This window comes from Nocardioides panzhihuensis (genome assembly GCF_013408335.1).
Classification (GTDB): domain Bacteria; phylum Actinomycetota; class Actinomycetes; order Propionibacteriales; family Nocardioidaceae; genus Nocardioides; species Nocardioides panzhihuensis.
In genome coordinates, this window is record NZ_JACBZR010000001.1 from 3,224,995 (window position 1) to 3,250,512 (window position 25,518).

A 25,518-nucleotide genomic window follows, 5' to 3' on the forward strand; every position below is an offset into this window, starting at 1 on the left:
GGCAGTCAGGAATGAGCCGTGAGCCAGTCGATCACGTCGGCGGTGATCGCATCACGGTTGGTCTCGTTGAAGATCTCGTGGCGCGCCTCGGGGTAGAGCGTCGCCGTCACATCCTTCAGCCCGGCCTCGCGATAACGCTCCCCCAGCAGCTCGACCAGGGCGCCACCTCCGGCGAGCGGGTCGGCGTCGCCGGAGACGACGAGAATCGGCAGATCGGAGCGGATCCCACCGATGGCTGCCGGGTCGGCCAGACGCTCGGCGCCGCCGAACAGCTGAGGCACGGCGGTGTCGGGCAGATCGAACCCGGACAGCGGGTCTGCGACGTACGCATCGACCTCGACCTCATCGCGCGAGAGCCACTCATACCCGGTCCGATGCTCGAACCCGTCGTTGAACGCCTCCAGCCCGACCGGACCCTCGGCGCTCGAGAGCGCACCAGCAAGTACGTCGAGGGCGGTCGAGCCTGACAGCACCACACCGTCGTACAGGTCGGACCGGTCCAAGAGCACCGTCTGCGCCGCGAAGGACCCCATCGAGTGCGCAACCAGGAACACCGGCATCCCGGAGAAGTCATCGCGCAGCGCGGCACCCGTGGCCGCAACGTCGGCCACCAGGGCCTCGAAGTCGAAGTGACCGAGCTGGTCGGCCGACTCGACGGACCCGCCGTGACCGCGGTGGTCGACCGCCCGCACGACGTACCCAGCCCCGACGAGAGCCCGAGCGAGCCGGTCGTAACGCTGCCCGTGCTCGGCGATGCCGTGGGCGATCTGGACCACGCCCTTCGGCGCGGACAGCTCCTCGCCCCATGTCCGGATTGCGAGCGCGGTGCCGTCGGTCGGCGAGACGAATGTGGCTGTGGTGGGCATGGGGCCTCCTGGTGACGGGGTGCCCATGCTGCCAGTCCGACGGCGATCCCGGCAGGTTCAGCCGACCGCGGCGCGCAATCCGTCGAACGCGTCGGCCATACGGTTCATCTCACGTTCGGCGATGCCGTTGCCGGCGGCAACCTGACGCCAGTTCGCGGTCGCAGCGAACACTTCGTCCAACACTTCGGTTGCGCGTTCGTCCTTGAGGCCGAATGACGCAGCGGAGGCCTTCAGTCCGTCGAGCTCTTCGTCTCTGGCGTGCGCGGACCCGATACCTATTTCGCGTTCCTTGGCGATGTCGGGATTGGGGTTGACGTCGAAGGCCGGAGACAACGTCCAACCCGCCCGACCGCGCAGGAACCCGTGGTTACGGAGGTGGTCGTCGGTGTTGTGGATTGCGACCGAGAACGCGACTCGACGCCACAGCTCGCGTAGGTCTTCGGTGATTGTGACGTCGCCGTGTTCGGCCAAGGCCTCTGCGATGTCGACGTAGTCATAGTCGCTGCTCTCACCATCTCGTGCCTCGAGCAGGCTCATGGCCGACATGTACGGGATACGACTGCCGTCATCTGCCCGGTCGAACCGGTCCAGCAGCAAGACCGCCTTCCCGTTGACGCGCTGCAGACGACGCCGTGGCACCCGAAGTCCTGCGTTCTCAGCGAGATCGAGGGCTGTCTTCTCCCAGGCGATGACATCCCAGTCGTCTTTGGGGCTTGCGAACTTCGCGATCAGGATCCGGTCGCCGTCACGCACCGACGCCTTCGGTCGTGCGCCACCGAGCGACCCTGTGCCAGCGTCCAAGAGCTCCTTGACTGCTGACAGGTCGTCATCATCGAGCTCGACCTGCTCTGCGGCATGCAAGAGCCGCGGTAGCTCCAACAGCTTTGGCACGTCAGAGTCATCGGCGAGGAACGGACCTTCTGTGCCGCTGTCGCTGTCGGTGAACCGAAGTGCCCCCTGTCTGGTTAGGTCGGTGACCCCTAGCAGGTAGTCGATCTCAGTGACGTCCCGACGGGTTCGCCCAGCGTCGGCATCAGCGGCCTGCAGCCGTTTACGAATCAGGTTCCTGCCCCAGCGGTCAGGAGCGCAGTCGGTGAAGCAGTACGGGAGCCCATCCGCGATCGCGTGCGCTCCTTCGAACAGCGGCAACGCTGGGTCCAGCGGAAACGCCCGCTTGTGCGCCAGGTACGCAGACTCGTACCGGAACGTTGTGGCCACACCTCGCCGGCTGACTGCGAAGAACGCTCGCCCGACTCGGACCTCTTCGCGCCCAACCTGCCCTGCCGCGAATGGTAGGTCTGTGTACACGTCGACGCTTCGGTTCATTGGCGCACCCGCTTGGGCAGGGCAAGGTTCTGTTCAGCCAGCGACTGGCCCAGTGCGGTCTCGTAGGGGTTCATTCCTTCAGTGACAAAGTCGAGCACCCCAAGGACACGGCAGACTTCTAGGAACACGTCGAGGCCGACGCTGGCGTCTCCCTGCTCGAGCTTTCGGAGCGTGTTTCGACTGATGCCGGCGCGGTCGGCTACCTGTTCCGCCGTCAGGCCTTGCAGACGGCGGAACGTAGAGACGTAGTCTCCTAGCGTGCGGGCTGTGCGCCGCGACTTAGCAGACAATGGGCGCTTCGGCATGGACAGTCACCTTGACCTCGTAATGGTCATTACATTGACCATCGTACAGCGTAGCGCGGTCAGCACAATGAGCATTAAGCGCGCCGTAGCGATCTGCAGCCTCCATGTACCACGACCGTTGGGTCTCGAGCAGATCGAGCACAGGCTCGGGATTCTCGCGCGCCATGCCAACTTTGGCCTCGAGGTAGAACCATGTGGCGTGAGCCGATCGGCCGCGAGAACACCAGCTCGCCACCTGGACCGATGAACTCGCCGAACACCCGGCGATCCGTACCGTGCTCGGTCTCAGACCCGACGACGCGACCGTCTTCTACCTTTCTCTGCACGGCGTGAGAGTAGTGGTCGCGCTGTCGCCGCGACAGACGGGTTTCCATCCCCAACACAGGGGACGTGCAGCGTTCATTCCGCATGAGTCAGATGGCCCGCGGATGTGCTGAATACGTGACCTTCTTGGAGGAACCTGAGCCGAGCGCTGGGCAGGAGAGGCTGTACGCCGCGGACGTCGCCGACCACGGCTACGTCTGGGACCTGACACGGGTGTGGGCGCATCAGCCGGCGGCGAAGGAACAGCTCATGGGACTGTTCGCGGCCATGGCCGATGGGGCAGGGCTGACACCGCGCGACAGGGCCGTCATCGTGATCGCGCAGGCAGCGGCCATCGGTGACTCGTACTGTGCCGTCGCGTGGGGAAAGCGCCTGACCGACTGGGCCGACCCGGAGACCGCGATCGCCGCACTCACCGCCGACGAAGAGCCGTTCAGCGAAAGGGAACGGGCGCTGGCCGACTGGGCACGCACCGTCGCCCGCTCCCCCGGCAACAGCTCGCCGCAAGACATCCAGCGACTGCGCGACGCAGGGTTCACGGAGCCACAGATCGTCGCCCTGACCGTCTTCGCCGGGCTGCGCACAGCCTTCTCCAGCATCAACAGTGCACTCGGCGCCCGCCCCGACATCGCTCTGGCGGACGCCCTCGACCCCGCCGTACGGTCCGCGATCACCTGGGGACGTACGCCTGACCAACACTGAAGGCCGGACCAGGAGCGGATCTGACATCAGTACGCCCCGGCGTGGTCGAGGACATTCACCCCGGTCCCACTATGGGCGTGCGGCATCATTGACCACGACGCGTGACCCGGCACGAGCCGGCAGGTCGGTTAGCCTCTTGGCACGGGTCTTGGAGCGCCCCGGATATTCGATCCGCGCCCGCACATAGGAGCTGCATGATCAGGACCTACACGCCCGCTGACCACGACGCGCTCATCGATCTCTTTGCCCGAGCGGGCGCCGACTCCCCCAGCGGCGAACTATGGAGGCATCTACCCTCCGAGCAGATGGTCTACCTCGACCCGTACATCGAGCACTGCGCCGACACGCTCTTCCTCGCCGAGGTCGATGGTGATCTCGTCGGCTACCTCACCGGCTGTCCCGACAGTGCGCTTCTTCCTGGCGAGGACGAGCTGTTGACCCAAGCGATCACCCGCCACAAGGTGATGCTCAGGCCACGGTCGATGCCATTCTTCGCCCGGAGCCTCGTTGATATGGCCAAGGCGAAACTGCGAGGTAGCGAGTCCGCCTCCGGCGAAGTCGTGGATCCACGCTGGCCCGCCCACCTCCACATCAACCTCGCTCCAGAAGCGCGTGGCACCGGCGTCGCCATGGACCTGATGCGCGCTTGGCAGGACTGGCTCACGAACGCACAGAGCCCGGGCTGCTACCTGCAGACGCTGGTCGAGAACACCCGTGCAACGCGGTTCTTCGAGAAGTGCGGATTTGTCGCGCATGGTTCGACGCCGCTGGTTCCAGGGGTCAGGTACCAGGGACAGTCAGTTCATCAGTTGACCATGGTCTGGTCTCCGCCGCTGGCTGAGTGACTGCCGCCGCTGGGAGGTCCCATCCGGGCCCGCGGTCAGCGGCGTCACTGACGCCCTCCGCGTGTCTCGCTGCCGGACTTGCTTCCCAAGCAGCCTGCGTCGCCCATTCCGGCTCCCCTCTGTTGTCAACCAGTGCTCGCGAAGGGTCCGGCCGCCGGGCTCTTCCGGGTGGAGGGTGGTGCGGCGTAGCGTCGGGTCTGCGGGTCCGGGAGTGGCTGATCCGAAGTGTCGATTCGCGGGGGCAGGTCGACCGCGCTGGATTCTTGAGACGCCCCGCAGTGCCCTCCCGGGTCCGCCCCACCAGCTCGTACGGCATCTTTGACGAGCTGCTTGTAGATGGCGTCTGAGATGCGTCGCTTGAGGCAACGCAGCGCTTCTTGGGGCTTCTTGCCGGCCGCTCTCTTACGCCGGTAGTAGGCGCGTCCTTCGGTGTCGAGGCGCACCTGGGTGACCGCGGCGATGTGGATCATGTGGTTGACCCTGCGGTTCCCGGCGCGTGAGAGACGGTGCCGGTTCTGCTCACCGGAGGAGGCATCCAGCGGCGCCGTCCCGGTCCAGGACGCGAACCGGTTGCGGTCGGCGAACCGGGCGACGTCGCCGACGTCAGCGAGGATCCTGGCGGCCACCACGGCACCGACACCGTGGATGTCCATCAGCCGTGAATCCCGCGCCAGGACCATGGCCCTGAGCTCTGCGGTGGCTTTCTTGATCTTCGCCTCGACCGCGATCAGCTCGGCGAGTTCTTCGGCGGCGATACGGCGCCGCGTCTTCCCGGCGATGTCCCTGGGGCGGACCGTGGCCAGCATGGCCTTGGCCTGACCGGTGGTGATGTCGCGTTTGACCTGACCAGGCAGGAGTTCTGCGAGCAGCGCCTGGAGCCGGCACACGGTCTGAACCCGACGTCGCGTGAGCGCTTCGCGTCGATCGGCCAACATCCGCATTGCCTCGAGCGCCCCGTCGACCTTCAGCACCCGCAGGTTCCTCGTACGCACGGCCACGACGGCGACCGCGTGCGCGTCGTGGGCATCGGTCTTGCGGTTGTGGCCGGTGTCGAAGAGCCGGACACGGGCGGCGAGCTTGGCCGGCACGTCCACGACATGCTCGCCGGCTTCCAGGAGCCGCTGGGCGAGTGGACGCCCGGCACCATTAGCTCCCTCGACTGCCCAGACTCGATCCGGCCAGGCCTTGGCGTAGGCGCGCATCGCGGCGTACCCGGCCTGATCGGTGGTGAAGCGACCAGATCCGAGGAGTTGCTCCTGCTGGTCGACGACCTCGATCGTCGCGGACAACTTGTGGGAATCGACCCCGATGACGACCTGCTTCATGCGCTGCTCCCTGCGCTCGTACCGATGTGGACGGCGAGGTGGGCATTGCTACTACGAGCTGGGCAGTCCCCTCTTGAGCCACGCCTCGTCAGCGGTGCCCGGGGGCTGCAAACCGGAATCGAGCCACACCCGCACAGGGCAGGTGGGCGGCCCAAAAGAGAGCGAACCCACCGGACACCTAGACCGAGTCTGGCCGGACACCGGTCCTACGGGAATCCTCTAGTAGCCCAGAATGACGTGAGTAGCCACTGGTTCGAACCCAGTATCGCCCGCCAGCAACAAACAGCCCCTGACCTGCACTTACGTGAGTCAGGGGCTGTTCCATTGTTCGGGCCGTGCAATGCACATGCTTTTGGCTCAGGTGGTGGTGTCGTCCGAGAGAAGCCCGTCCAAGTGCTCACGAAGCACGTTGAGCAACGTCAACTCGTCTTGCCCCTTCTCGATGGCGACAATGCCGAGCAGCGACTGGATGGCCATTCCAGCGGCAGTGAGCACCGGCGTCGGGTCGACAGTCAACTCGCCCGTCTCATCGTCCTCAGTCACCTTGATCGCGTCCTGGTCGAACCCCTCGAAGGCCGTCTTCCCGGCGAGTAGGTTCAGGTGGTCGGGCGATCCCAGGTCTTGGCTTGCGACCATGTCGAGAAGAACGTGCATGGCTCGTCGGGTTGCGTCGTCATTCATGAGGCAACAGTTGCACAGCGCGTCCTTCTTCATCGTGTCTCGCGTCGCTCTACGATGGCCGCACCCAAGCTTGATTGGAGCATTCAAAGGTGTCGGCCACTAGCCCCAGCGCTTGGGACAGCAAGCGCAAACTCGGCGTAGCTCTAGTTGTCTTTGGGGCAGCCGTGACGATCTACCTGGCCTACGCAGGCAACAGCAAGGATCCGCCGTCGGCCGCGTTTCAGGGTTTGCTCGCCTTCGTGGCGGTGGTCAGTCAGATTGGCGCGGCGTGGACGTTCAGCCGCGTAGGGGTCGTTGATCCGTCGCATCTCCGCGGCGCGGTTCGAAGACTCGGGCTTCTGCGCGTGCGCAGCGTCGAAGCAAGGCGAGCCTCCGAAGCTCTCGCTGACAACCCGCAGATGGCAGTGGGCGATCGGCGCGAATTGCTTGGTGCATTGAGCGTGCGGATCAGCGTGATCCAGGAAGAGATCACGGAGGCCATGGACGATTGGTACGCAGCGATGCCTCACGTCGCCAATGACGTTGCAAATGAACTTATGAGCCAGGAGGACGGTCAGTGACCGAGAAGATGATCGAAGGCCAGGTTGCTGCGCTCTTGAACAAGCGTGAATTGGCGCTCACCGTTGGAGAGGCCGATGGCGTGACCCCTGGCATGAGGTTCGTTGTCTTGAACAGCAAGGGCGTCGGCATTCGACACCCCGAGACGAATGAACTGCTCGGGGACGTACCGGTGCCGAAGACGATCGTCAAGGTGACTCGGGTGCAGGGTGCGCACCTCTCAATCGCTCGGACTTTCCGAACGATCCCCGGAAAGCCTGGCCTCGCTGATGTCCTCATGCGCACCAACACGTCGTTTGCTGGCACCCCCGATCGCGTTGAGACTCTCGCCATCGACCCCTCAAAAGCGGACCTGGTGGAGATCGATGACGAGGACTCATACGTCAAACGCGGTGATCCAGTCATTCAAACGACAGGCGACGAGTACGACCAGTACGCCTAGGCCTCCTCAATCGGCTGGGCCACGCTGTAGTTGGCCCAGCAGACGAACTTGGTGGGACCTGCGCCGCGCGGTCCGGGCTCGGCGCGTTCTCGCGGTCGGACGCGGTGTCGGTTCCTCAGTTCATGCTGGTGATAGGAGGAGGTCAAAACTATGGCTAAGAGCACGCCGAGCAAGGCAGCGCTTTCGAAGGCGGGCAAGACGTTGGCATTCAACGGCTCGTCCAAGGGCGCCAGTCCAGGCCGGCAGCACCCTCGGGAAGGGCTGACCGCGACGTCCCCCCCAGGCGCAAGTTGGGAGGGACCTTCGGCCGTCGTCATGCCGACCTGCCGGGCAGGGGCCCGGGTCTATCCGCCGCGAGCGGCCGTCCCGCATGCGGACCATTCTCGAGTGCTTCCACTTGCGAAGTGGACTGTTCGAGCCCGCACGCGATTGGCGACCAGGGACGGACGTCAGTCCTCATGCGATAGGTCGGTTGGGACGTCCAGCACCACGCCGAAATCTGCTAGCACCCGTTCGGCAAGCTGCCGTGGATCGGCGTTGCCGTAGGAAACCACCTCCGAGTCGATCCGCATCGGGTAGACGAACAACCCGGGGCGGTGCTGCGGGAAGTGGAGGGCTACTGCACCCAATCCCGGAAGCTTGGCGGGGCGCACGTTGAGGCGCAGGCTGCCACCGTCGATGCCTCGCAACTGCTCGTTTCGCCGTTCCGCGGCTTCGTCGCCGCCGACGATCTGTTGCTGCGTAAGTGAGACGGTCTGAGTCTGGCTGTATCGAAAACCATCGGGCCAGTTGGTCGCGAGAACCGTATGCCCGCCGATTGTCGGCAGAGGCGGCCCGAAAGCGAGCAACTCGTCTAGTAGGCCCGAGACCGTCCGGCGTCAATCCTTGCTTGCAAGGCGTCGTCCTCAAGAGGCGGCAAAGTCGGGGACATGCGGCGTGAGTGCTCCCAGGCTAGAAACGCGTCGATCGCGCTGCGATCCCCGATCTGCGCTCCCGACTCAACGGCGAGTTGCTCCCCGTTCTTGATGCGGATGATCGCTGTGTGGGGGGGCGGTGTGCGCGACGATGAAGTCGCACTCGCCGCTCGAGCTAGCGGCGCAGAGCCCGCGCAAGATGCGGGGTAGGAAGTCGCTTGGGGCGTCGAGTGGGGGAACGTCCGCCACCTCGCGAATTGCACCGAGGGCGGAGACGACGTTCCCGGCGTATGCACACACCACATTGGGATGTACAACGATCACTTTCAGTGCGCCATTCTGGTAACTGGGCAGACCGTCGTTATGCGTGAGCCACCAGTCCGCCGTGACAGCAATTGCGCCACCTACTCTCCGCGCCACAACGAGAGTCACCTGCCTGTCACCTCCGACTTCCCTAGGTGGTCCCGCGCTGACGCCACTTCACCATAGTTCCGGACGGTGTCGCAGCCTCCTCATGCCGCGGACCAACTGGCCAGCAGGTGCGGCATTCCACCGCGAGTGACTCGTCACAACCGCCAGCCGTGAACGGCCGTCTGCAACGACCTTCATTGCCTGCCGGCCAGATCTGCGCCGGCGTCCGCCTGATCCAGAAGTGTCGCCGCGGTCTTCACGACCAACTCGACGCGCACGCTGTCCACGCCACATAGACGTAGGCACGATGACGCGATCCATACGGCCTCATCCACGTCTATCCGGCGGCCGGTGTTTCGGCGCCCGATGACTTCCTCGACTGTGTGTACCAACTTCTCTCCGAGCCGGGCCGGTCCGAGGGAGCCCAGTACGTCTGGGGACGTGACCGGCCCCGCCAAGCGCGCGTAGATGACCGCGAGCTCGTCGCGGGCCGCGGTGAAGCCATCGCATCCTTCGACCTGGGCAACGTCGGGGGCAAGGTGAAGCAGTCCAATGTTGTACGGAGCCATCGCCAACGTACGGACATCGGTCAACGCCACCAGATACAGGACAACGCCGGGATCATCGGTGAGTGACTCGAGCCGGGCCACACTGTCCACGGTGGGCCGGACGCTCTGGCACAGGAGCTCGGAGAGGATCTCGCCCTTCCCGGCAAAGTGATAGTAGAGCGACGCCTGACGGATCCCGACTGCCTCGGCGATCTCTCGCGTCGAGGTCGCCGCGTAGCCCTTGCTGCTGAACAGCCGAGCCGCCGCATCGAGGATCTGCTCGCGCGGTGTGCCCGCTAGGCGTTCGGGCACGAGGCGAGGCCGTCCTGGCCCTCCACGTCGTCTACCACTAGCTGATGCTGGACTCACGATGCTCCGTGCTGTCAGGTGGGGAAGGCTCTGGTTTGCTGACCCCCGGCACCAGAGACTCGTCAGCCCCGAAGGTTCCTCGTTCTGCCAGTGCCGGGCGTCGTTCTCAAGCCTGCTCAGCGGTAGGGTCTCTCGGAATGTTCGAGTGCTGCCCTTCCGCTGCCCTTCCTCTGCCCTTCGGTGCTCAAACCTGATTCAATGCCGGAGGTGGAGACGTGGACGGGAGCAGAAGCGCGGTTGCTGCGTAAAGTGGCGCTGCGCCTGAGCCTGCGTGACTTCGCCGACCGTCTGGGCATTCCATCCCGCACCATCAGCAAGTGGGAGCAGGCTGGTGCAGCCCGCGTGCCGCGACCACACATGCAAGCCATGCTTGACACGGTCCTCGAACGCGCTGATCCGAAAGCTCGTGCCCGGTTCGAAGCGGCACTTTCCGAGCGCCAGGTCGCGCTCGTGCCCTCTGCGACCATCCTCGATGATCTCGATTCGGGCCAGGCGTCGGGACCAGAGTTCGACGACATGAGCCGCCGCGAGCTGCTGCGGCTGATGACGATGACCGGAACCCTCATCGCCATCGCTGGGATCGAAGACGAAATCGACTGGGAACGCATCGAGCATCTTGCTGACGGCACCGGCCGGATTGATCGCGAGACTGTCGATGAGTACGCCGCTCTCAACGGCCACCTCTGGCGAGTCTTCGCCTTGGCGAAGACGAAGCGCCACACCTATCCGATCGTGCGAGAACACCTCGGCGTCCTGGTATCTGCACTGCAACGTACGCACAGCGGTGAGGTTCATCGACTGCTCTGCTCCCTGATCGCTGACCTCTTCCAGCTCGCCGGAGAGATCTTCTTCGACAGCAACCGCTACACCGACGCCGCGCACTGCTACACCTTGGCCGCGTCGGCGGGAAGAGAAACCCGAGCGTACGACCTCTGGGCCAGCGCGCTGACCCGCCACGCGTTCATCGGGGTCTACGAACATCAGCACGCTGATGCCCGCCCGATGCTGGACTTGGCCGCCGGTCTTGCCAGCAAGGGCAACCCGGGACTGTCAACGCGCTTCTGGGTGAGCACCGTCCAGGCACAGGTGCATGCAGGACTCGGTGATCTCGCCGCATGCCAACGAGCACTCGATCATGCTGACCAGGTCCACCACCTAACCGGCCGGATTCATACCGACGGTTGGCTCCGATTCGACGGCTCACGACTCCCCGAAGAACGGGGCGCATGCTACGTCGCACTGCAACGTACCGATCTCGCCGAACAGGCACTCGACACCGCCCTGCGGAATGACATCTCAGAACGCCGCCGTGGCGGCGTTCTGACCGACCTGGCGTCTCTGGGGCTTCAACAACGGGATATCGACCAGCTTGTCGCTCATGCCGATGCGGCGGTCGAAATCGCCAGAAACACGGGCTCGGGATGGGTGGAACGTAAGCTCACCGGCTTGAATAAACAGCTCACGCCGCTGATGGGTGAGCCGAGGATTAATCAGTTGAGCCACAAGTTGGCGTCGTTCACGACGCCGTCATGACATCAACGAAGGAGAGCACTTTGTCGGTCGACCAGGGACGGGTCTTTCGTGAGGCATGGATCGCCGGAGTCCGGAAGCACTACCCGGGAGAGCCGAAGGCGGGCTATGTCGCCCCGTGGGATGAAACCCCGGACTGGGAGCGCGTGAGCGCGGCGGCGGTCTACGACCAAATCCGTGCCTTCGTCGAGACATCGGGCGGTGCGACGAGCAAGCTCACCCGCGAGCAGAAGGGCCGGTTCGTAGCCCTTTGCTGGATTGGGCAGATCTTCAAGCACTTCCCGGACCCGAAGCCTTCCTACGTCGCCGACTGGGACGACATGCCCGGCTGGCAACAAGAGACTGACGCGGACATCTTCGAGACAATCGAACAAGGCGCGTAGCGGAGGCCGCGCTATGCCGCCGCGCCTGACGTAGACCGTGTGGAAGGATCCCGAGCCATGATTCGGGCGGTGGTGTTCGATGTCGGCGAGTGTCTGATCGATGAGACCCGCGAGTACGGGACGTGGGCGGATTGGCTGGGGGTGCCGCGGCACACGCTCTCTGCGGTGTTCGGGGCGGTCATCGCCAGCGGGCTGGATTACCGCGAGACCTTCCAGGTGTTCAGGCCGGGGTTCGATCTGACCGAGGAGCGGCGGAAACGGGATGAGGCTGGGCAGCCGGAGTGGTTCGGGGAGGACGACATCTATCCCGACGTACGTCCTGCTCTGAAGGAACTCCGCGCTGCTGGGTTGTGGTTGGGGCTTGCCGGGAACCAGACCGTCAACGCTGGCCGGATCCTGCGGGAGATGGACTTTCCGGTGGACATGGTCGCGACCTCTGATGATTGGGGTGCGAGCAAGCCGGATCTGGCGTTCTTCGAGCGTGTCATCGAGGCGGTCCCGTACTCGGCTGAGGAGATTCTCTACGTCGGTGACCGGATCGACAACGACGTCCGACCTGCTTACGAGTCGGGGATGGCGACCGCGCTGATCCGCAGAGGTCCTTGGGGCGTGATCCAGGAGCACGACCCGGAGGCGGACGAGATCGCGACGATCCGGATCTCGTCGCTCGACGAGCTGCCCGGACGGATAGCGACACTCAACAAGAATCAGTGACGTAGCGCGATCAACGTGTTGTGCCAGCCGTAGAGGCGGTCGTCGAGGCTGCGTACGCAGTCCAGGTCGGCGTGGGCGTCGAATGCCTTGGGCACGGTCATGATCCGGTCCATGCCGGTGGCGTACCAGCCCTTGGCGACTCTCTACTCCCCCGTACACGCTGATCCCCTGGCGGCATCCGCCCCCAGGGGATCAGCGTGACTCATTCCTTCCGATGGGCAGGCTCTGTCGGATCTTCTGGACCGCCCGGCTCTCGGACGACCGCGGCGACGGCGTCGATCTCGATCCTCTTCTCGCCGCGGAAGCGGGCGACCTGCACGGTGGTTCGGGGCGGAAGCGGATTGCCGTCCAGGCGAGCGCGGTAGGCCTCGTCGTACGAGTCGAACTCGTCGAGATCGGCGAGGAACACGGTCATCTTGAGGACCGTTGCCAGCGAGGCTCCAGCGTCCCGGAGGACGGCCTCGAGGTTGTCGATCGTGACGGCGACCTGCTCCTCGATGGAACCCGGGACGGATCCGTCCGCACGACGTGGCACCTGGCCGCACGCCCAGACGACACCGCCGTGGGTCGCCGAGGCAAGGTACGAACGCGGGACGCCGTCGGCGTGGTCACGATGCACGACGGCCGGATCGATGCTCATGCGTCCTCCTCAGGAACCAGGAAGCGTTGTGCGTGCTCGGCGACGGTCCGCCATGTCACCTCGTCGACCCGGACGCCGTGCAGGGCTGCCTGCCGGCGGCGCTCGGCCCGCGAGTCGCCCGTGCACCAGGTCAGTCGGGAAGCCACCGCTTCCACATCGGCCCCGGTGGTCACGACCAGAGCGTGCGGGTCGTCCGTGCATTCGACGTCGCTGAGCGACCTGCGGTCGGCAGCGGGCAGAGCACCGTGCGCCAGATCGCCGGCCGGCGTCGCGAGGCGCACGACGTACGCTCCCTCCGAGTCTGCGCGCATGGCGACGACGCTGGTGCCTGCGGTGACCGCCGCGGTGAGCAGCACCCTGTCGAGCAGGGAGCTGACCGGGACGTCGCCCGCGGTGACGGCCACCGCCGCGGGGCCGTCCTCGCCGCAGACCAGGTCGACGATCGGCGCGCCGGCGCGCAGCTCGCCCGAACGCCCACCACAGTCCACCTCGAGGACCGATGGTCCGAGTGGTCGTCGGGTGCAGGTGAGGCCACTGCCGGGCCACAGGCCGCGCGCCAGGTCGGAGACCAGGCCGGCAAGACCGTCTCCCGCGTGCAGCTCGGCGTGGAGGACCTGGCCGGCAGCAGTCGCGGCCTCCCCCGCACTCGCCCCGGCCGCGATCAGCGATCGGTAGGCGTACTCGCGGATCTCGCGGATGGTGACTCGGACGGTCGGTCCGTCGTTCTTCAGCACCGCGTCCTCCTCCGCGCCGATCGATGTCGGCTCGATCATCGTCATCGCGTTCATGCTGCCCTCCCACCGAGGAACACGTCGTCGAAGAGACCCAGCCAGTTCTCGCCCAGCACCCCACGTACGGTGTGCTCGTCCAGACCAGCGGCGACCAGTCCATCAGTCACTCGCGGGAAGTCCTCCGGCCCTCGAAACCAGTGTGGCCACTCGGGCCAGGTCGCGGGCACCTCACCGCGCGGGCGCCAGTGACCGCTGCGCAGCCACTCGACGTAGCCGTCGTCCCAGTTGCGTGTGCAGTCGCTTCCGAGCGCAACGTGCTCGGGGCCGATCTCGTCGACCAGCCGGCGCACCATCGCGCAGAACTCGTCGAGCCCCGTGCCGGCGCCGCCCAGCACGAGCGGATACAGGCAGCACCCGACGACACCGCCTCCCTCGGCGACCGCGCGCAGCACCTCGGCGGGCTTGTTACGCGGGTTGTCGACGAACCAGGTCGGGTTGGAGTGCGTGATCGCGACCGGCGCGACCGACGCTTCGACAGCATCCAGGGAGGTGCGGTTGCCGACGTGCGAGAGGTCGATGAGCATCCCGACCCGGTTCATCTCCGCGACGATGTTGCGTCCGAAGCGGGTGAGCCCGCTGTCCTCCGGTTCGTAGCAGGAGCCACCCACGGCGTTCTGGATGTTGTAGGTCAGCTGCGCGATCCGCACGCCCAGGCGGGAGAACACCTCCACGAGACGGTAGTCATCACCGAACGGGCTGGTGTTCTGGAACCCGAGCATGACGGCGACGCGTCCCTCGTCCTTCGCCTTTCGGATGTCATCGGCGGTCTCCGCGAGGAGCATCAGATCGTTGTGGCGCTGAGCCATCTGGTACCACTCCGCGACGGTGCGCAGGGTCTGGTCGGTGCCCTCCCACACGGCCGCAGTGGCGTTTACGCCGCTCACGCCGCCGGTACGGAGCTCCTCGAAGACCTCGCGGCTCCAGTTGTTGATCTGCAGGCCGTCGACCACCACTGCGTCGGTGTGCAGACGGGCCGGTTCGGGGATGTCGTGGGCGGTCATGCGTGGGTCCTCTCGTCGACGGCTGCCGGCCGCGGGACGAAGCACCAGTCGTTGTCGGCCGTTCCGTGGTCCAGGTCGGCGATCCGCGGCGCGCCGGAGAAGAGCGTGACGCGGAGCCAGTCGGTTGACTGTGGGTTGAAGTTGTCCATGCCGTAGACGGCGAGCTGGAACCGCTGCACATGCAACGGCAGAAAGTCGCCGGCAAGAAGATTCATGTGCAGCTCGGCGTAGTCGAGCCCGTCGATCGACTGCACCCGGGCGACGGCTGCGCGATGCCGCGGATGGCCGAGGAGGAACTCGCCGACGCTCGTCTCGGCGTCGACTCGTTCCAGATCTGCCCGCAGCGAGTGCACGGCCCGGGCCACGTCGACGGCGTGCTGCACCGTCTCCCCGGGGTCCACACCAGCGACTGCCCGGCGCGGTTCCTCGTTGTTCGCCGAGGAATACCAGAAGCGCTCGGTCTGCCCGGGATCCGCGAAGTCGAACCCGGCCAGCCAGTCATAGGTCGTGTCGATCACCTGCCGGAGATGACCGGAGGACATCCGAGGCCTGACGACGCGCTCCTCGTGGCATGGGAGACCGGCTTCAACGACGTCGTCGAGGTCATCGGTCAGCTCGGTCAGCACAGAAGCGACCAGCCCGCGAACCTCCGAGCCTGAAGCGGCTGCCCGGTCGTGGAGGTGTCGCCAGGGCTGCGGCTCAGGGGCACCACCCATGGTCCCGCGCTCGGCGAATTCGTCGAGCAGGCCGGTGAGCGGCAGGAGCCGCGCGGCCAGCTGAGCTCCCGAGGCATACGGCGTCGGCTCGGTGTCGCCCTGCTCCCCCAGGAAGCGTACGGCGCGCCGGAGCAGCTCACGCAGGCGGGCGACGTCCGGATCGGAAGGGTCGACCACGCGAGCAGTGACCGCTGCCAGCGGAAGCTCCCGCAGACGCACCCAGGCGTCGAGGACCTCCGGGTGGTTGACCACGTAGGGAACCATGCCCAGGCCGGTGGCGTTGCCCAGACCGAGGTAGCGGCGCCAGTCCCCGTCGAGCAGGACGGCCTTCCTGCTGCGCGCCGCGGCGCAACTCTCGGCCAGCACGTAGCCGAGCTCGCGCAACAGCCAGGCAGCCAGCATGTGGGCCCGATAGGGCACGGCAAATGGATGACCCTCCTCGAAACGCTCGAAGTCGGCGATGCCGAACTTGCCGTTGCTGTAGAACGCGGTGCTCCTCAGCAGATACGGCGAGAGCCCGAAGGCATTCGGCTCCGGCTGCCGGCCGTCGGCCAGCCGGTCCACGACATAGTCGAAGAATCGCCCGCTGCGGTTGGCGCGGGTCCAGATCAGCGTCCGCTCATCGGCACGGCCCTCCTCCTGCCGGGTGACCTGCGGCCGCAGCGAGGCGACGTACGCGTCGTCGACCTCGCCCTCGACCAGGGCCGCGGTGACGTCCCACGACGCGGCGACAACCCGGTCCTCACGCGCCGAGTCGTCGATGGTCTGGGAGAACGCGACGAAGCTCCACCGGTGTTCACCGGCCAGTACGTCGAAGACCACCACTCCTCGGCCGTCCTCGTCCAGGTCGGTGCGACCCAGCGACACGTTCCAGCCCTCGGCGGCCGCGCGACGTACGAGCGCCCGCGCGAAGCTATGCCGCGTCGACCGGGCACCGCCGAAGTCTGCAGGTGTCAGGACCTCATGGGGCGGTCGCAGCCCGATGGTCGAGGTTCCGACGCCCGCGGTCATGAGTTGTCCTCCGGAGCCAACCGCAGGTAGGCGGTCTTGCTCACCGTGAAGAACTCCGCGGCCGAGTCACTCGCCTGCTCACGAGGTGCCGGGAAGGAGGAGTCGCGCAGGCCCCCGAACGGCGCATGCAGCTCCGAGCCGGTAGATGGGGCGTTGACCTTCACCAGGCCCGCGGCCAGCTCGTCCACGCATCGCCGGGCGACCCGCTCGTCGCGGGTGAACACCGAGGCCGTGAGGCCGAAGTCAGTCCCGTTGGCGAGCTCGATGGCCGCGTCGAGGTCAGCGGCACGCAACAGCGTGGTGACCGGCCCGAAGACCTCCTCGCGGGAGATCGTCAGCTCGGGCGTTCCTGCCAGCAGCGTGGGCGGGACCCAGTGGCCGGGCGCATCGGGCACGGGGGCGGTAGCGAGCACCTCCGCCCCCTCATCGATCGCCTGCTGCACCGCAGTTGTGATCTGGTCGCGGGCCTTCGCGGAGACGACCGGTCCGAGAGCGGTGCCTGTGTCGGCACCACGTCCGACCACGAGCGTCTCGACCCGCCCGACCAGCTCGCCGACCAGCTCGTCATAGCAGCCACCGACCGCGATGATGCGGCGGGTTGCCGTGCACTTCTGACCCGTGCTCCCCATCGCAGCTGCCACGATCGCGTCGGCTGCCGACGGCAGGTGGGCGTCCGGGAGGACAATGGCGGCGTTGTGGCCACCCAGCTCCATCTGGAGCTTTGCGCCGCGCGGGACCACCGCATCGCGGATCGAGTGGCCCACCGGGACGGAGCCGGTGAACGTGACGGCGGCGGTGCCGGAGTGTGCGACCAGGGCCGCGCCGAGGTGGCCGGGGCCGAGAAGTAGGTTGAGCACGCCGTCGGGCACGCCGGCCTCGACCAGGATCTCGGCCAACGCGACCGCCATCGCCGGGGTGTCGCTCGCGGGCTTCCAGACGACCGGGTTGCCCCACAGAAGCGCGGGCGCGATCTTCCAGACCGGAATCTGCAGGGGGAAGTTCCACGGCGTGATGACGGCGACCGTGCCCACCGGGCGGCGCACTGTCCGCACGACCTCGTCCGGATGGCTGGAGGGGTACGTCGCGCCGTCCGGCCGGCGCGCGGAGGCGGCGTGGTAGTGCAGCGTCTCGATCGAAGCACCTACCTCGCCGCGGGAGTCCGCCAAGGACTTGCCTTGCTCGCGGGTCATCAGCATGGCCAGGTCCTCGGCGCGGTCTTCCATGAGCTGAGCCGCCCGACGAAGCACCTGACCGCGGCCCAGCAGTCCCTGCCGGTCCCAGTCCTTGGTGGCGGCAGCGGCGGCAGCCATGGCTTGCTCGAGCTGCTCCTCGGTGGCGGTGCTGTACTCCGCCACCGAGACGCCAGCCGGGTCGGCTGGGTCCTCGCTTCGCTGGGGCACTCCGGCGCCGTCGGCCCAGGTGCCGCCGATCAGCTGGCGGAGGTAGATGGTGGAGGTGCTCATGCTTTGGCTCCTTCTTCGGCCTCACGCGTAGCGCGGGTCGAGGTCGTGGGATTGATGGTCGAGGGGTGGGGCGTACGCCAACCGGTGATGCCCTGCTCCACCGCCAAGCGGCGCACCATCACGGGCGCCGCGACGAGCGACGGCAACAGGATGAACCCGACGGGGACGGCGGTGACGACGATGAACGACTGCAGGGCGGTGATACCTCCGTCGCCGATGCTGATCAGGACCGCCGCAGCGGCACCCATCAGCACCGCCCAGACAGCCCGCAGCCGGGAGTCCGCGTGGTCCTTGGTGGTGCAGGACTGGGCGATGGCGTACGACATGGAGTCTGTGGTGGTCGCGACGAACAGGATCGTGAGGAGCAGAAATCCTGTGCTGACCAGCAGAGACAGCGGGAGACCGCTGGCGATGGCCATCACCGCGGCGGGCAGTCCGGCTCCCTCGAGCGGGCCAGAGATCTCGCCGGGATTCTGCTGTTCGAGCATGATGCCGGTGCCACCCAGGACCGAGAACCACAGGCAGGTGGCGACCGGCGGCAGCACCGACGTGCTGATGATCAGGTCACGGACCGTGCGGCCGCGGGAGATCCGAGCGATGAAGATCGCCATCAACGGGGCGTACCCGAGGAACCAACCGAAGAAGAAGACCGTCCAGCCAGATGTCCAGGTCGAATCACCCGAGTACAGGCTCATTCCGACGAAGTCGGTGACGTAGACACCGAAGCCGCCGACGAAGGCCTTGACGACGTACCAGGCAGAACCGAGCACGAGCACCGCGGTCATCAGCGCCAGCGCCAGCCACACATTCACCCGGCTGAGGAGCTGGATGCCGCGGTTGACGCCAGAGACGACGGACACGGCGGCGACCGCGGTCAGCACCGCGATGACAGCGAGCTGCACACCGTACACATCGGGAATGCCGAACAGCGATGAGAGCCCGTAGGAGACCTGGAGTCCCAGGAATCCGATCGGTCCGACCGTCCCCGCAACCACGGCGACGATGCAGACCACGTCCGCAACGGTGCCAATGGGGCTGGTCACCACTCGGCTCCCGAGGATCGGATACAGCAGGGTCCGCGGACGCAGAGGCATTCCTCGCTCGGCGGCATACATCATCACGATCGCGGCGAGGGAGCCGAGAATCGCCCACGCCAGGAAGCCCCAATGGACGAAGCTCTGCGCCAGCGCGACATGGACCGCCTCGGCGCTCCCCGCCTCGACGCCCTCGAAGCGTGGCGGCGCGTTGAGGAAGTGGTACATCGGCTCGGCCGCAGCCCAGAAGACGCCACCACCGGCGAGCAAGGTGCACATGATCATCGCCACCCACTTGAAGCGGCCGAACTCCGGCTCCACGTCGCCGAGTCGGGCACGAGCCCACGGCGTGACGGCAAGGAGCAACGCCACGGCGAAGGTGGCGAGCATCAACACCTGCCAGTAGAGGCCGAACCACTGCGCACTCTTGGTGAATCCAACGGTCACCCAGGCCCCGACGATGTCCGGTGCGACGATCGCACCGGCTACGAAGATCAGGAGCGAACCCGCGCTGGCCGTCGTGACGACACGGTCAGCGCCTCCGCCCCGGGCTGTGAGGGCCGCAGCCCCTCGGCTTTCTGTGCTCATGTCTGCCTCTTCTCCTTGAAAGTGTCGCCCCGATTCGGTTGGAAACGTGACGGCCTTCACATGGAAGACGGTAAGGAGCAAACACCTAGTCAGTCCAAGACTTGTTCAGCAATGATTGATTCATCTGCGTCATCGGTGCTACACCTTGGTCATGGAGCTACGTCAGATCCGGTACGCCATCGCGGTGGCCGAAGAGCTGCACTTCGGGCGAGCGGCTGAGCGGCTCCTGGTGGCGCAGCCGTCACTCTCCCGTCAGATCCGCGACCTCGAGCGCGACCTTGGGGTGGACCTGTTCGAGCGCACAAGTCGTCAGGTCCGCCTCACCGCCGCTGGCGCGGCGTTTCTCGACGCTGCGCGCCGCGCCGTCTCCGCGGTGGACTCGAGCCGTGAGGCCGCGGTCGACGCGGCCTCCGGCATCAGCGGCACGGTGACACTCGGCTTCGTGGCATCGGCGGCCATCCAGATCCTGCCCGAACTCGTCCGCCAGCACAGCAGGGCACGACCCAGAGTCCGACTGACGCTCAAGGAGATGACCACTGAGGAGCAGATCGCTGCCCTGCACGAGGGAGCCATCGATGTAGGCCTGAGCCGAGACCTGGAGGAGCAAGAGGGCATCACTGTCCGCGCAGTGCTGCGCGAGCCGCTCATCGCCGTCGTCCCAAGCACGCACCCACTGCATCATCGACACACGATCGACATCCGCGACCTCGCAGACTCTCAGGTCGTGACGCTGCCGCGCGCACGAGTGCCGCGGGCATGGGACCGTCTCGTGGTGCTGGCCCACGACAGCGGGACGCGCCTCCACTTCGCGCAGGAGGCGAACCAGTTTGCGACCCTCCTGGCACTGGTCGCGGCCGAGGTGGGCGTCGCGGTCGTGCCCGCCTCCGTCCGCGCCCTACGCCAGGACGGCGTCCACTACCTGCGCCTGCGCGACGAGGGAGCCTGGACCGACGTCTGTGCGGTCGTCAGGGATGACAACATCAGTCCGACCGCGCAAGATCTCCAAGCCGTGCTTCAGGAGCGGTTCAACTCGGAGGGATGAGCTCCGAAGTGATCTGCCGGCTTCACCGCGACGGAGTCACGAGGTGCCGGGCCACCGCACGACTCGCGCCACGAGACGGTGGATCCGGCCTCGGTTCTCAACCGCCGTGATCAGCGATGTTGGTCCGCCGCCGTGCGCTTGAGTGTGCGGTCCAGGTCGTCGAGGACTTTGAACCAGGTGACCTCGCTCGGTGGGTCGCTGTGGGCGAAGGTGCCGGCGATCTCGAGGGTGATGTAGCCGTGGATGAGGCTGGACATCAGGCGGACGGCGTACGTCTCGTTGGTCTCCGCGATGCCGTAGCTGCGGATGACGGCGAGGGCGAGGTCGGCGTTGCGGCGGCCGGCGGTGATGGCGGCGGCGACCGAGTCGGGGATCTCCGCGGCCGGGTCGGAGGCGGACGGGATGCGCTGGCGGGTGGTGGCGTCATAGCGGCCGGGTGAGCGGCGGGCGAAGTCGCGGATGGCGTCGGCGTACGCGACGAGGAGGCCGCGGCCCTCCCCTGCCATCGCCCGGCTCGTGGTGTCGGCGAGCTCGTCGAGGACGTACGCAGTGACGGCGGTGCGGAGGTCGGTGGCTCCGGAGACGTGGGAGTAGAGGGTCGGCGACCTGACTCCGAGATGGCGCGCGAGGACCGAGATCGTGACGGCGTCGAAGCCCAGCTCGTCGGTCAGGTCGGCGGCGGCCGCGATCACAGCGCTTCGGTTCAGCCCCGGACGACCCATCAGCACCCTCCAATAGCGAATTGCCTAACAGTTGTAGGAAACCTAGCATGATCAGTATGAAGCCGCTGACCGAGACCGACGTACGCTCCTCGTTCGTCAACCTCACCAAGGGTGCGACCAAGCGCCTCAACATGCCCGTTGACCTGGCCGAACGGCCGTGGGGCGACCTGGACTACCTCGGCTGGCAGGACCCGAAGGCGCCGCAGAACCACTACCTCGTCACCGAGCACGACGGCCGTCTCTGCGGCGTCGCCCTCCGCGCCTCGCGCGAGACGCGCGGGCCGCGGAAGACCATGTGTGCGCTGTGCACCACGGTCGGGGACGTCGCGCTGCTGGTCGCCTCGCGCGCCGGCCGCTCCGGGCAGGACGGCAACTCCGTCGGCACCTACATCTGCGCCGACCTCGACTGCTCCCTCAAGGCGCGCAACAAGCGCAAGCCCGACACCCCTGTCATCCACGAGACCCTCAGCGTCGAGCAGAAGGTCGACCGGCTGCTCGGCAACCTCGACTCGTTCGTCGCGCGGGTGCTCCGGCCGGCGTGACTCCTCCACCCAGCGAACAGGCTCTACGCTGTGACCTGCGGCCCGCCCTGTGTCAGGAGGACATGTGCAACGTGGCGAAGTCTGGTGGGTGGAGTTCGACGAGCGGCGGCTGGTGGTGCTGCTGTCTGAAGACGACGCGTCCGCGATCCAGGTGATGCAGGTCGTCGCGCCGGCGGGTGTCGACATCACCGGTCTGGGCGTCGAGGTGGCAGTAGGCACCATGGAAGGACTGCCCTTTGACGGCGTCCTTCGGTTCGCGCTTCCGCGTCCAGGCTTGACCCCTTGTACGTGGCTGACCACCCTGTCCCGGGAAGACCTGATCGAGCGAGCAGGCGCCCTGTCCGCCGCGAAGATCAGCGAGATCGAGGATGCCCTCCGTCTCGGTGGCCTCGGGTAGGCGGAGGACGTCTGCTCGCGCGGCTTCGTCTCAGCACTCGATGACGTTGACCGCCAGGCCGCCGCGGGAGGTCTCCTTGTACTTGACCTTCATGTCGGCCCCGGTCTCGCGCATCGTCTTCAGTGCCTTGTCCAGGCTGACCTTGTGGGAGCCGTCGCCGTTGAGGGCGAGGCGGGCGGCGTTGATCGCCTTCACGCTGCCGATCGCGTTGCGTTCGATGCACGGGATCTGCACCAGCCCGCCGACCGGGTCGCAGGTGAGACCGAGGTTGTGCTCGATCCCGACCTCCGCCGCGTTCTCCACCTGCTCCGGGCTGCCGCCCAGCACTTCGCACAGCGCACCGGCCGCCATCGCGCAGGCCGAGCCGACCTCGCCCTGACAGCCGACCTCGGCGCCGGAGATCGAGGCGTTCGTCTTGCAGAGGATCCCGATGGCGGCCGCGGTGAGCAGGAACCGGACGATGCCGTCCTCGTTCGCGGCCTCGTCCAAGCCGGCCGCAGGCGCCACGAAACGTACCCAGTAGTGCAGGACGGCGGGCACGATGCCGGCCGCGCCGTTGGTGGGAGCGGTGACGACCCGGCCGCCGGAGGCGTTCTCCTCGTTCACCGCCAGGGCGAACAGGTTGACCCAGTCCATGACCCGGAAGGGGTCCTGGGCGCCAGCCCCGGACGCCAGGTCGCGGTGGAGCAGCGGCGCCCGGCGCGGGACCCGCAGACCACCAGGAAGTACGCCGTCGGTGACCGGATCACGGTCGCAGCCGGCCTGCACGCAGTCGACCATCACCCGCCAGATCTCCAGGAGACCGGCGCGGACCTCGGCCTGCGTACGCCAGGTGAGCTCGTTCGCGAGCATGAGGTCGGAGACCCGGAACCCCTCGCGCTCGCAGGTGCTGAGCAGCTCGGCACCGGTGGTGAACGGAAACCGGACGCGCGAGCTGTCGGGGACGACCCGCGCGACACCCGAGGCGTGCTCGTCGACCACGAAGCCACCGCCGACGGAGTAGTAGGTCCGCTCGCGGCGTACCTGGCCCGAGGCGTCGTAGGCAGTGAACACCATGCCGTTGGGGTGGCCGGGCAGGCTCTTGCGCCGGTGCATCACCAGGTCGGTGTCATCGGCGAAGCGGATCGGGCGGTGGCCGCCCAGCGACAGCTCCCCGCGCTCACGGATGGCCGCCACCCGCGCCGAGGACGACCGCGTGTCGACGGTCGCCGGCTCCTCGCCCTCGAGACCGAGCAGCACCGCCCCGGCCGAGCCGTGCCCGTGACCGGTCGCGCCGAGCGACCCGAACAGTTCGGCCTTCACCCGCGTCACCGCGTCCAGCTGACCGTCCTCGACGAGGCCGTCGACGAAGATCTTCGCGGCACGCATCGGTCCGACGGTGTGCGAGGAGGACGGGCCGATCCCGATCGAGTACAGGTCGAAGGCGCTCAGGGCCATCACGGCCGGCCCCGATGGCTCTGCCACCGTCGCGACACCGCCGAGGTCAGCGGTCACGGCGGTTCACTCCTCGATCAAAGCGTCGTAGGCCGCGGCGTCGAGCAGATCGGGAGCGTTCGAGATGCGCATCTCGAAGAGCCAGCCGGCGCCGAACGGGTCGCTGTTGATCAGCGCAGGGTCATCGACGACCGCCGAGTTGATCGCGAGCACCTCGCCGTCGGCGGGCGCGAAGAGGTCGCTGACCGACTTCGTCGACTCCAGCTCACCGCAGCTCTCTCCCCCGGTGATCTCGCTGCCCACCTCGGGCAGCTCGACGAAGACGATGTCGCCCAGCGCCTCGGTGGCGAAGGCGGTGACCCCGACGCGCGCGACCTCGTCGCGGGTCTCGATCCATTCGTGCTCGGCGGTGTAGGACAGGTGGGACGGGTTGCTCATGGCGGTGCTCATTTCTTGGAGTAGAAGGGAAGGTCGACGATCTCGGCGTCCTCGTGGCTGCCGCGTACGACGACCTGGATCTTGGTGCCGGAGACGGCCAGGTCTGGCTTGACGTAGGCCATCGCGATGGGGCGGCCCAGCGTGGGCGACGGGGAGCCGCTGGTCACGATGCCGATCTCGTCGCCGGTGGCCGGGTCGATGACGGCGTAACCGGCCCGCGGGGATCGGCGCCCGGTGGCCACGAGGCCGACGAGCGTGCTGCGCGGGCCCTCCTCGCGGCGCGCGGCGAGGGCGGCGTCGCCGACGAAGCCGTCGGGCTTGTCGAAGGAGACCACCCGGCCGAGGCCGGCCTCGAAGGGGGTCGTCTCGCGGCTCAGCTCGTGACCGTAGAGCGGCATTCCGGCCTCGAGCCGGAGGGTGTCGCGGCAGGCGAGCCCGGCGGGGATCAGCCCGTGCGGCGTACCGGCCTCGGTGATCGCCTCCCAGACGGCGGCGGCCGACGAGGGCGCGCAGTAGACCTCGAAGCCGTCCTCGCCGGTGTAGCCGGTGCGCGCGAGCAGCACGTCGATCCCGGCGACCTTGCCGGCGTCGATGGCGTAGTAGCGAAGGGTCGGTACGTCCAGGTCGGTCACAGCCGCGACGATCTGAGCCGAGGCAGGTCCCTGGACCGCGATCAGCGCCCACTCCGCGGAGGCGTCGCGGACCACGGCGTCGTACCCCTTGGCCCGTTCGACCAGAGCCGGAGCGACCACGTGGACGTTGCTGGCGTTGGCGACGACCAGGTAGCGCTCGTCCTCGAGCCGGTAGACGACCAGGTCGTCGATGATGCCGCCGTCCTCGGCGCAGATCATGGAGTAGCGGGCGCGGCCGACGCCGATCGCCGACGGTCGGCCGACCAGGGCGTGGTCGAGGGCCCGTCCCGCCTCCGGTCCGGTCACCTCGATCTCGCCCATGTGGCTCAGGTCGAAGAGCCCTGCGGTGGTGCGTACCGCGTGGTGCTCGGCGGTCTCCGAGCCGTAGCGGACCGGCATGCTCCAGCCGGCGAAGTCAGTGAACGAGGCACCGAGCGACTGGTGGATCGCATGCAGAGGGGTAGGGACAGGTGAGGTCATGTGCGGGAGGCTCCCTGATGATGGCTGCCGCTGATGCGGCACCCGTGGACGGGTGACCTCCCCGCTCTGTCATCGCTACCTGAGAGCTTCACCGCCCGCAGGGACGATTTGCACCGTGGGTGCAGGATCCAGCGGATCCTGTCTTTCCAGAGTTCGCCTCACCACAGCGGTCATGGGGCCTGAGAGATTCTGGGGAGGTTTGCTCCTTCGGCGCCTCACCCGGGACGGTGAGGACTCTCCCGCTGCAGTTCGAACGGCGGATGTGAAGTTGTGCGGCACAACCTAGGTCTGGCCACCTCGGCCGTCAAGATCCGGCGACATCGAGTGAGCCTCGACCCCGTTAA

General features: G+C 67.0%; 27 protein-coding genes and 2 riboswitches. Of the genes, 10 read left to right on the forward strand and 17 right to left on the reverse strand.

Features of this window, described 5'->3' with window-relative positions; translation table 11 throughout:
• Positions 1 to 5: 5 nt before the first annotated feature.
• Genes BJ988_RS15310 through BJ988_RS15320 form a run of 3 tightly spaced genes read right to left on the reverse strand, consistent with a single transcriptional unit; the run spans position 6 to position 2,497 of the window.
• Positions 6 to 866 carry an alpha/beta fold hydrolase gene (locus BJ988_RS15310; RefSeq protein WP_179658749.1) on the reverse strand — a complete coding sequence of 287 codons (861 nt, stop codon included), beginning with the start codon at positions 864 to 866 and terminating at the stop codon, positions 6 to 8.
• 57 nt (positions 867 to 923) lie between these two features.
• Positions 924 to 2,192, reverse strand: coding sequence for a type II toxin-antitoxin system HipA family toxin (locus BJ988_RS15315; RefSeq protein ID WP_179658750.1), 1,269 nt, complete (start codon positions 2,190 to 2,192; stop codon positions 924 to 926).
• Positions 2,189 to 2,497: a helix-turn-helix domain-containing protein gene (locus BJ988_RS15320; protein ID WP_179658751.1), complete on the reverse strand. Its 309-nt coding sequence runs from the start codon at positions 2,495 to 2,497 to the stop codon at positions 2,189 to 2,191. The genes BJ988_RS15315 and BJ988_RS15320 overlap by 4 nt, the downstream gene beginning before the upstream one ends.
• Positions 2,498 to 2,938: 441 nt before the next feature.
• Here BJ988_RS15320 and BJ988_RS15325 point away from each other — a divergent pair, with 441 nt between their 5' ends.
• Both BJ988_RS15325 and BJ988_RS15330 read left to right on the forward strand, forming a co-directional pair.
• On the forward strand, positions 2,939 to 3,523 hold the full coding sequence (locus BJ988_RS15325) for a carboxymuconolactone decarboxylase family protein (protein ID WP_179658752.1): 585 nt from the start codon (positions 2,939 to 2,941) through the stop codon (positions 3,521 to 3,523).
• A 194-nt stretch (positions 3,524 to 3,717) separates the two neighbouring features.
• Positions 3,718 to 4,368, forward strand: coding sequence for a GNAT family N-acetyltransferase (locus BJ988_RS15330; protein ID WP_179658753.1), 651 nt, complete (start codon positions 3,718 to 3,720; stop codon positions 4,366 to 4,368).
• A gap of 125 nt (positions 4,369 to 4,493) precedes the next feature.
• On the opposite strand, the gene BJ988_RS15335 is transcribed toward BJ988_RS15330, so the two are convergent.
• Together BJ988_RS15335 and BJ988_RS15340 are read right to left on the reverse strand one after the other, a co-directional pair.
• Positions 4,494 to 5,693: an IS110 family RNA-guided transposase gene (locus tag BJ988_RS15335; RefSeq protein WP_218860894.1), complete on the reverse strand. Its 1,200-nt coding sequence runs from the start codon at positions 5,691 to 5,693 to the stop codon at positions 4,494 to 4,496.
• A 357-nt stretch (positions 5,694 to 6,050) separates the two neighbouring features.
• Positions 6,051 to 6,407 (reverse strand): hypothetical protein, encoded by a 357-nt coding sequence (locus BJ988_RS15340; RefSeq protein ID WP_179658754.1) that lies wholly within the window; start codon positions 6,405 to 6,407, stop codon positions 6,051 to 6,053.
• A gap of 131 nt (positions 6,408 to 6,538) precedes the next feature.
• Here BJ988_RS15340 and BJ988_RS15345 point away from each other — a divergent pair, with 131 nt between their 5' ends.
• Both BJ988_RS15345 and BJ988_RS15350 read left to right on the forward strand, forming a co-directional pair.
• Entirely contained in the window at positions 6,539 to 6,934 is a 396-nt protein-coding gene (locus BJ988_RS15345; RefSeq protein ID WP_179658755.1) for a hypothetical protein, read from the forward strand.
• Positions 6,931 to 7,374 carry a hypothetical protein gene (locus BJ988_RS15350; protein WP_179658756.1) on the forward strand — a complete coding sequence of 148 codons (444 nt, stop codon included), beginning with the start codon at positions 6,931 to 6,933 and terminating at the stop codon, positions 7,372 to 7,374. Before BJ988_RS15345 ends, BJ988_RS15350 begins: the two co-directional genes overlap by 4 nt.
• A 449-nt stretch (positions 7,375 to 7,823) precedes the next feature.
• Here BJ988_RS15350 and BJ988_RS15355 read toward each other — a convergent pair whose 3' ends face one another.
• Together BJ988_RS15355 and BJ988_RS31015 are read right to left on the reverse strand one after the other, a co-directional pair.
• A complete protein-coding gene (locus BJ988_RS15355; protein WP_179658757.1) occupies positions 7,824 to 8,222 on the reverse strand; it encodes a hypothetical protein in 399 nt (132 codons plus the stop codon).
• Between the two features lie 671 nt (positions 8,223 to 8,893).
• Positions 8,894 to 9,559 carry a helix-turn-helix domain-containing protein gene (locus BJ988_RS31015; RefSeq protein WP_343051626.1) on the reverse strand — a complete coding sequence of 222 codons (666 nt, stop codon included), beginning with the start codon at positions 9,557 to 9,559 and terminating at the stop codon, positions 8,894 to 8,896.
• 255 nt (positions 9,560 to 9,814) lie between these two features.
• Between BJ988_RS31015 and BJ988_RS15365 the strand changes: the two genes are divergently transcribed.
• Genes BJ988_RS15365 through BJ988_RS15375 form a run of 3 tightly spaced genes read left to right on the forward strand, consistent with a single transcriptional unit; the run spans position 9,815 to position 12,243 of the window.
• The gene (locus tag BJ988_RS15365) at positions 9,815 to 11,149 is read left to right on the forward strand and encodes a helix-turn-helix domain-containing protein (protein WP_218860896.1); all 1,335 of its coding nucleotides are present in this window, start codon (positions 9,815 to 9,817) and stop codon (positions 11,147 to 11,149) included.
• Between the two features lie 20 nt (positions 11,150 to 11,169).
• The gene (locus BJ988_RS15370) at positions 11,170 to 11,529 is read left to right on the forward strand and encodes a hypothetical protein (RefSeq protein ID WP_218860898.1); all 360 of its coding nucleotides are present in this window, start codon (positions 11,170 to 11,172) and stop codon (positions 11,527 to 11,529) included.
• A gap of 57 nt (positions 11,530 to 11,586) precedes the next feature.
• Positions 11,587 to 12,243 (forward strand): HAD family hydrolase, encoded by a 657-nt coding sequence (locus BJ988_RS15375; RefSeq protein WP_179658760.1) that lies wholly within the window; start codon positions 11,587 to 11,589, stop codon positions 12,241 to 12,243.
• Between the two features lie 202 nt (positions 12,244 to 12,445).
• Here BJ988_RS15375 and BJ988_RS15380 read toward each other — a convergent pair whose 3' ends face one another.
• From BJ988_RS15380 to BJ988_RS15405, 6 genes are read right to left on the reverse strand one after another with little or no spacing between them, the layout of a single operon-like run.
• Entirely contained in the window at positions 12,446 to 12,883 is a 438-nt protein-coding gene (locus BJ988_RS15380; RefSeq protein ID WP_179658761.1) for a RidA family protein, read from the reverse strand.
• Entirely contained in the window at positions 12,880 to 13,671 is a 792-nt protein-coding gene (locus BJ988_RS15385) for a hypothetical protein (protein WP_179658762.1), read from the reverse strand. The genes BJ988_RS15380 and BJ988_RS15385 overlap by 4 nt, the downstream gene beginning before the upstream one ends.
• Positions 13,668 to 14,675 (reverse strand): membrane dipeptidase, encoded by a 1,008-nt coding sequence (locus BJ988_RS15390; protein ID WP_179658763.1) that lies wholly within the window; start codon positions 14,673 to 14,675, stop codon positions 13,668 to 13,670. Before BJ988_RS15390 ends, BJ988_RS15385 begins: the two co-directional genes overlap by 4 nt.
• On the reverse strand, positions 14,672 to 16,402 hold the full coding sequence (locus BJ988_RS15395) for a hypothetical protein (RefSeq protein WP_179658764.1): 1,731 nt from the start codon (positions 16,400 to 16,402) through the stop codon (positions 14,672 to 14,674). Before BJ988_RS15395 ends, BJ988_RS15390 begins: the two co-directional genes overlap by 4 nt.
• Positions 16,399 to 17,865, reverse strand: coding sequence for an aldehyde dehydrogenase family protein (locus BJ988_RS15400; RefSeq protein WP_179658765.1), 1,467 nt, complete (start codon positions 17,863 to 17,865; stop codon positions 16,399 to 16,401). The genes BJ988_RS15395 and BJ988_RS15400 overlap by 4 nt, the downstream gene beginning before the upstream one ends.
• Complete coding sequence (locus BJ988_RS15405) at positions 17,862 to 19,487, reverse strand: BCCT family transporter (protein ID WP_179658766.1); 1,626 nt, start codon at positions 19,485 to 19,487, stop codon at positions 17,862 to 17,864. The genes BJ988_RS15400 and BJ988_RS15405 overlap by 4 nt, the downstream gene beginning before the upstream one ends.
• A gap of 151 nt (positions 19,488 to 19,638) precedes the next feature.
• Here BJ988_RS15405 and BJ988_RS15410 point away from each other — a divergent pair, with 151 nt between their 5' ends.
• Positions 19,639 to 20,529 (forward strand): LysR family transcriptional regulator, encoded by an 891-nt coding sequence (locus BJ988_RS15410; protein ID WP_179658767.1) that lies wholly within the window; start codon positions 19,639 to 19,641, stop codon positions 20,527 to 20,529.
• Between the two features lie 110 nt (positions 20,530 to 20,639).
• Here BJ988_RS15410 and BJ988_RS15415 read toward each other — a convergent pair whose 3' ends face one another.
• Positions 20,640 to 21,251 (reverse strand): TetR/AcrR family transcriptional regulator, encoded by a 612-nt coding sequence (locus BJ988_RS15415; protein ID WP_179658768.1) that lies wholly within the window; start codon positions 21,249 to 21,251, stop codon positions 20,640 to 20,642.
• 47 nt (positions 21,252 to 21,298) lie between these two features.
• On the opposite strand from BJ988_RS15415, the gene BJ988_RS15420 reads away from it, so the two are divergent.
• Positions 21,299 to 21,793: an FBP domain-containing protein gene (locus BJ988_RS15420; RefSeq protein WP_246321497.1), complete on the forward strand. Its 495-nt coding sequence runs from the start codon at positions 21,299 to 21,301 to the stop codon at positions 21,791 to 21,793.
• Between the two features lie 64 nt (positions 21,794 to 21,857).
• The gene (locus tag BJ988_RS15425) at positions 21,858 to 22,190 is read left to right on the forward strand and encodes a type II toxin-antitoxin system PemK/MazF family toxin (protein ID WP_179658769.1); all 333 of its coding nucleotides are present in this window, start codon (positions 21,858 to 21,860) and stop codon (positions 22,188 to 22,190) included.
• Between the two features lie 30 nt (positions 22,191 to 22,220).
• Here BJ988_RS15425 and BJ988_RS15430 read toward each other — a convergent pair whose 3' ends face one another.
• The 3 genes from BJ988_RS15430 to gcvT form a co-directional block, all read right to left on the reverse strand.
• Entirely contained in the window at positions 22,221 to 23,627 is a 1,407-nt protein-coding gene (locus BJ988_RS15430; RefSeq protein WP_179661532.1) for an L-serine ammonia-lyase, read from the reverse strand.
• A 63-nt stretch (positions 23,628 to 23,690) separates the two neighbouring features.
• The gene (gene gcvH / locus BJ988_RS15435; protein ID WP_425490871.1) at positions 23,691 to 24,074 is read right to left on the reverse strand and encodes a glycine cleavage system protein GcvH; all 384 of its coding nucleotides are present in this window, start codon (positions 24,072 to 24,074) and stop codon (positions 23,691 to 23,693) included.
• Positions 24,071 to 25,174: a glycine cleavage system aminomethyltransferase GcvT gene (gcvT, locus tag BJ988_RS15440; RefSeq protein WP_179658770.1), complete on the reverse strand. Its 1,104-nt coding sequence runs from the start codon at positions 25,172 to 25,174 to the stop codon at positions 24,071 to 24,073. The genes gcvH and gcvT overlap by 4 nt, the downstream gene beginning before the upstream one ends.
• Before the next feature lie 56 nt (positions 25,175 to 25,230).
• A riboswitch (glycine riboswitch) is annotated at positions 25,231 to 25,330 on the reverse strand.
• 1 nt (position 25,331) lies between these two features.
• Positions 25,332 to 25,426, reverse strand: a riboswitch (glycine riboswitch).
• Positions 25,427 to 25,518: the final 92 nt, after the last annotated feature.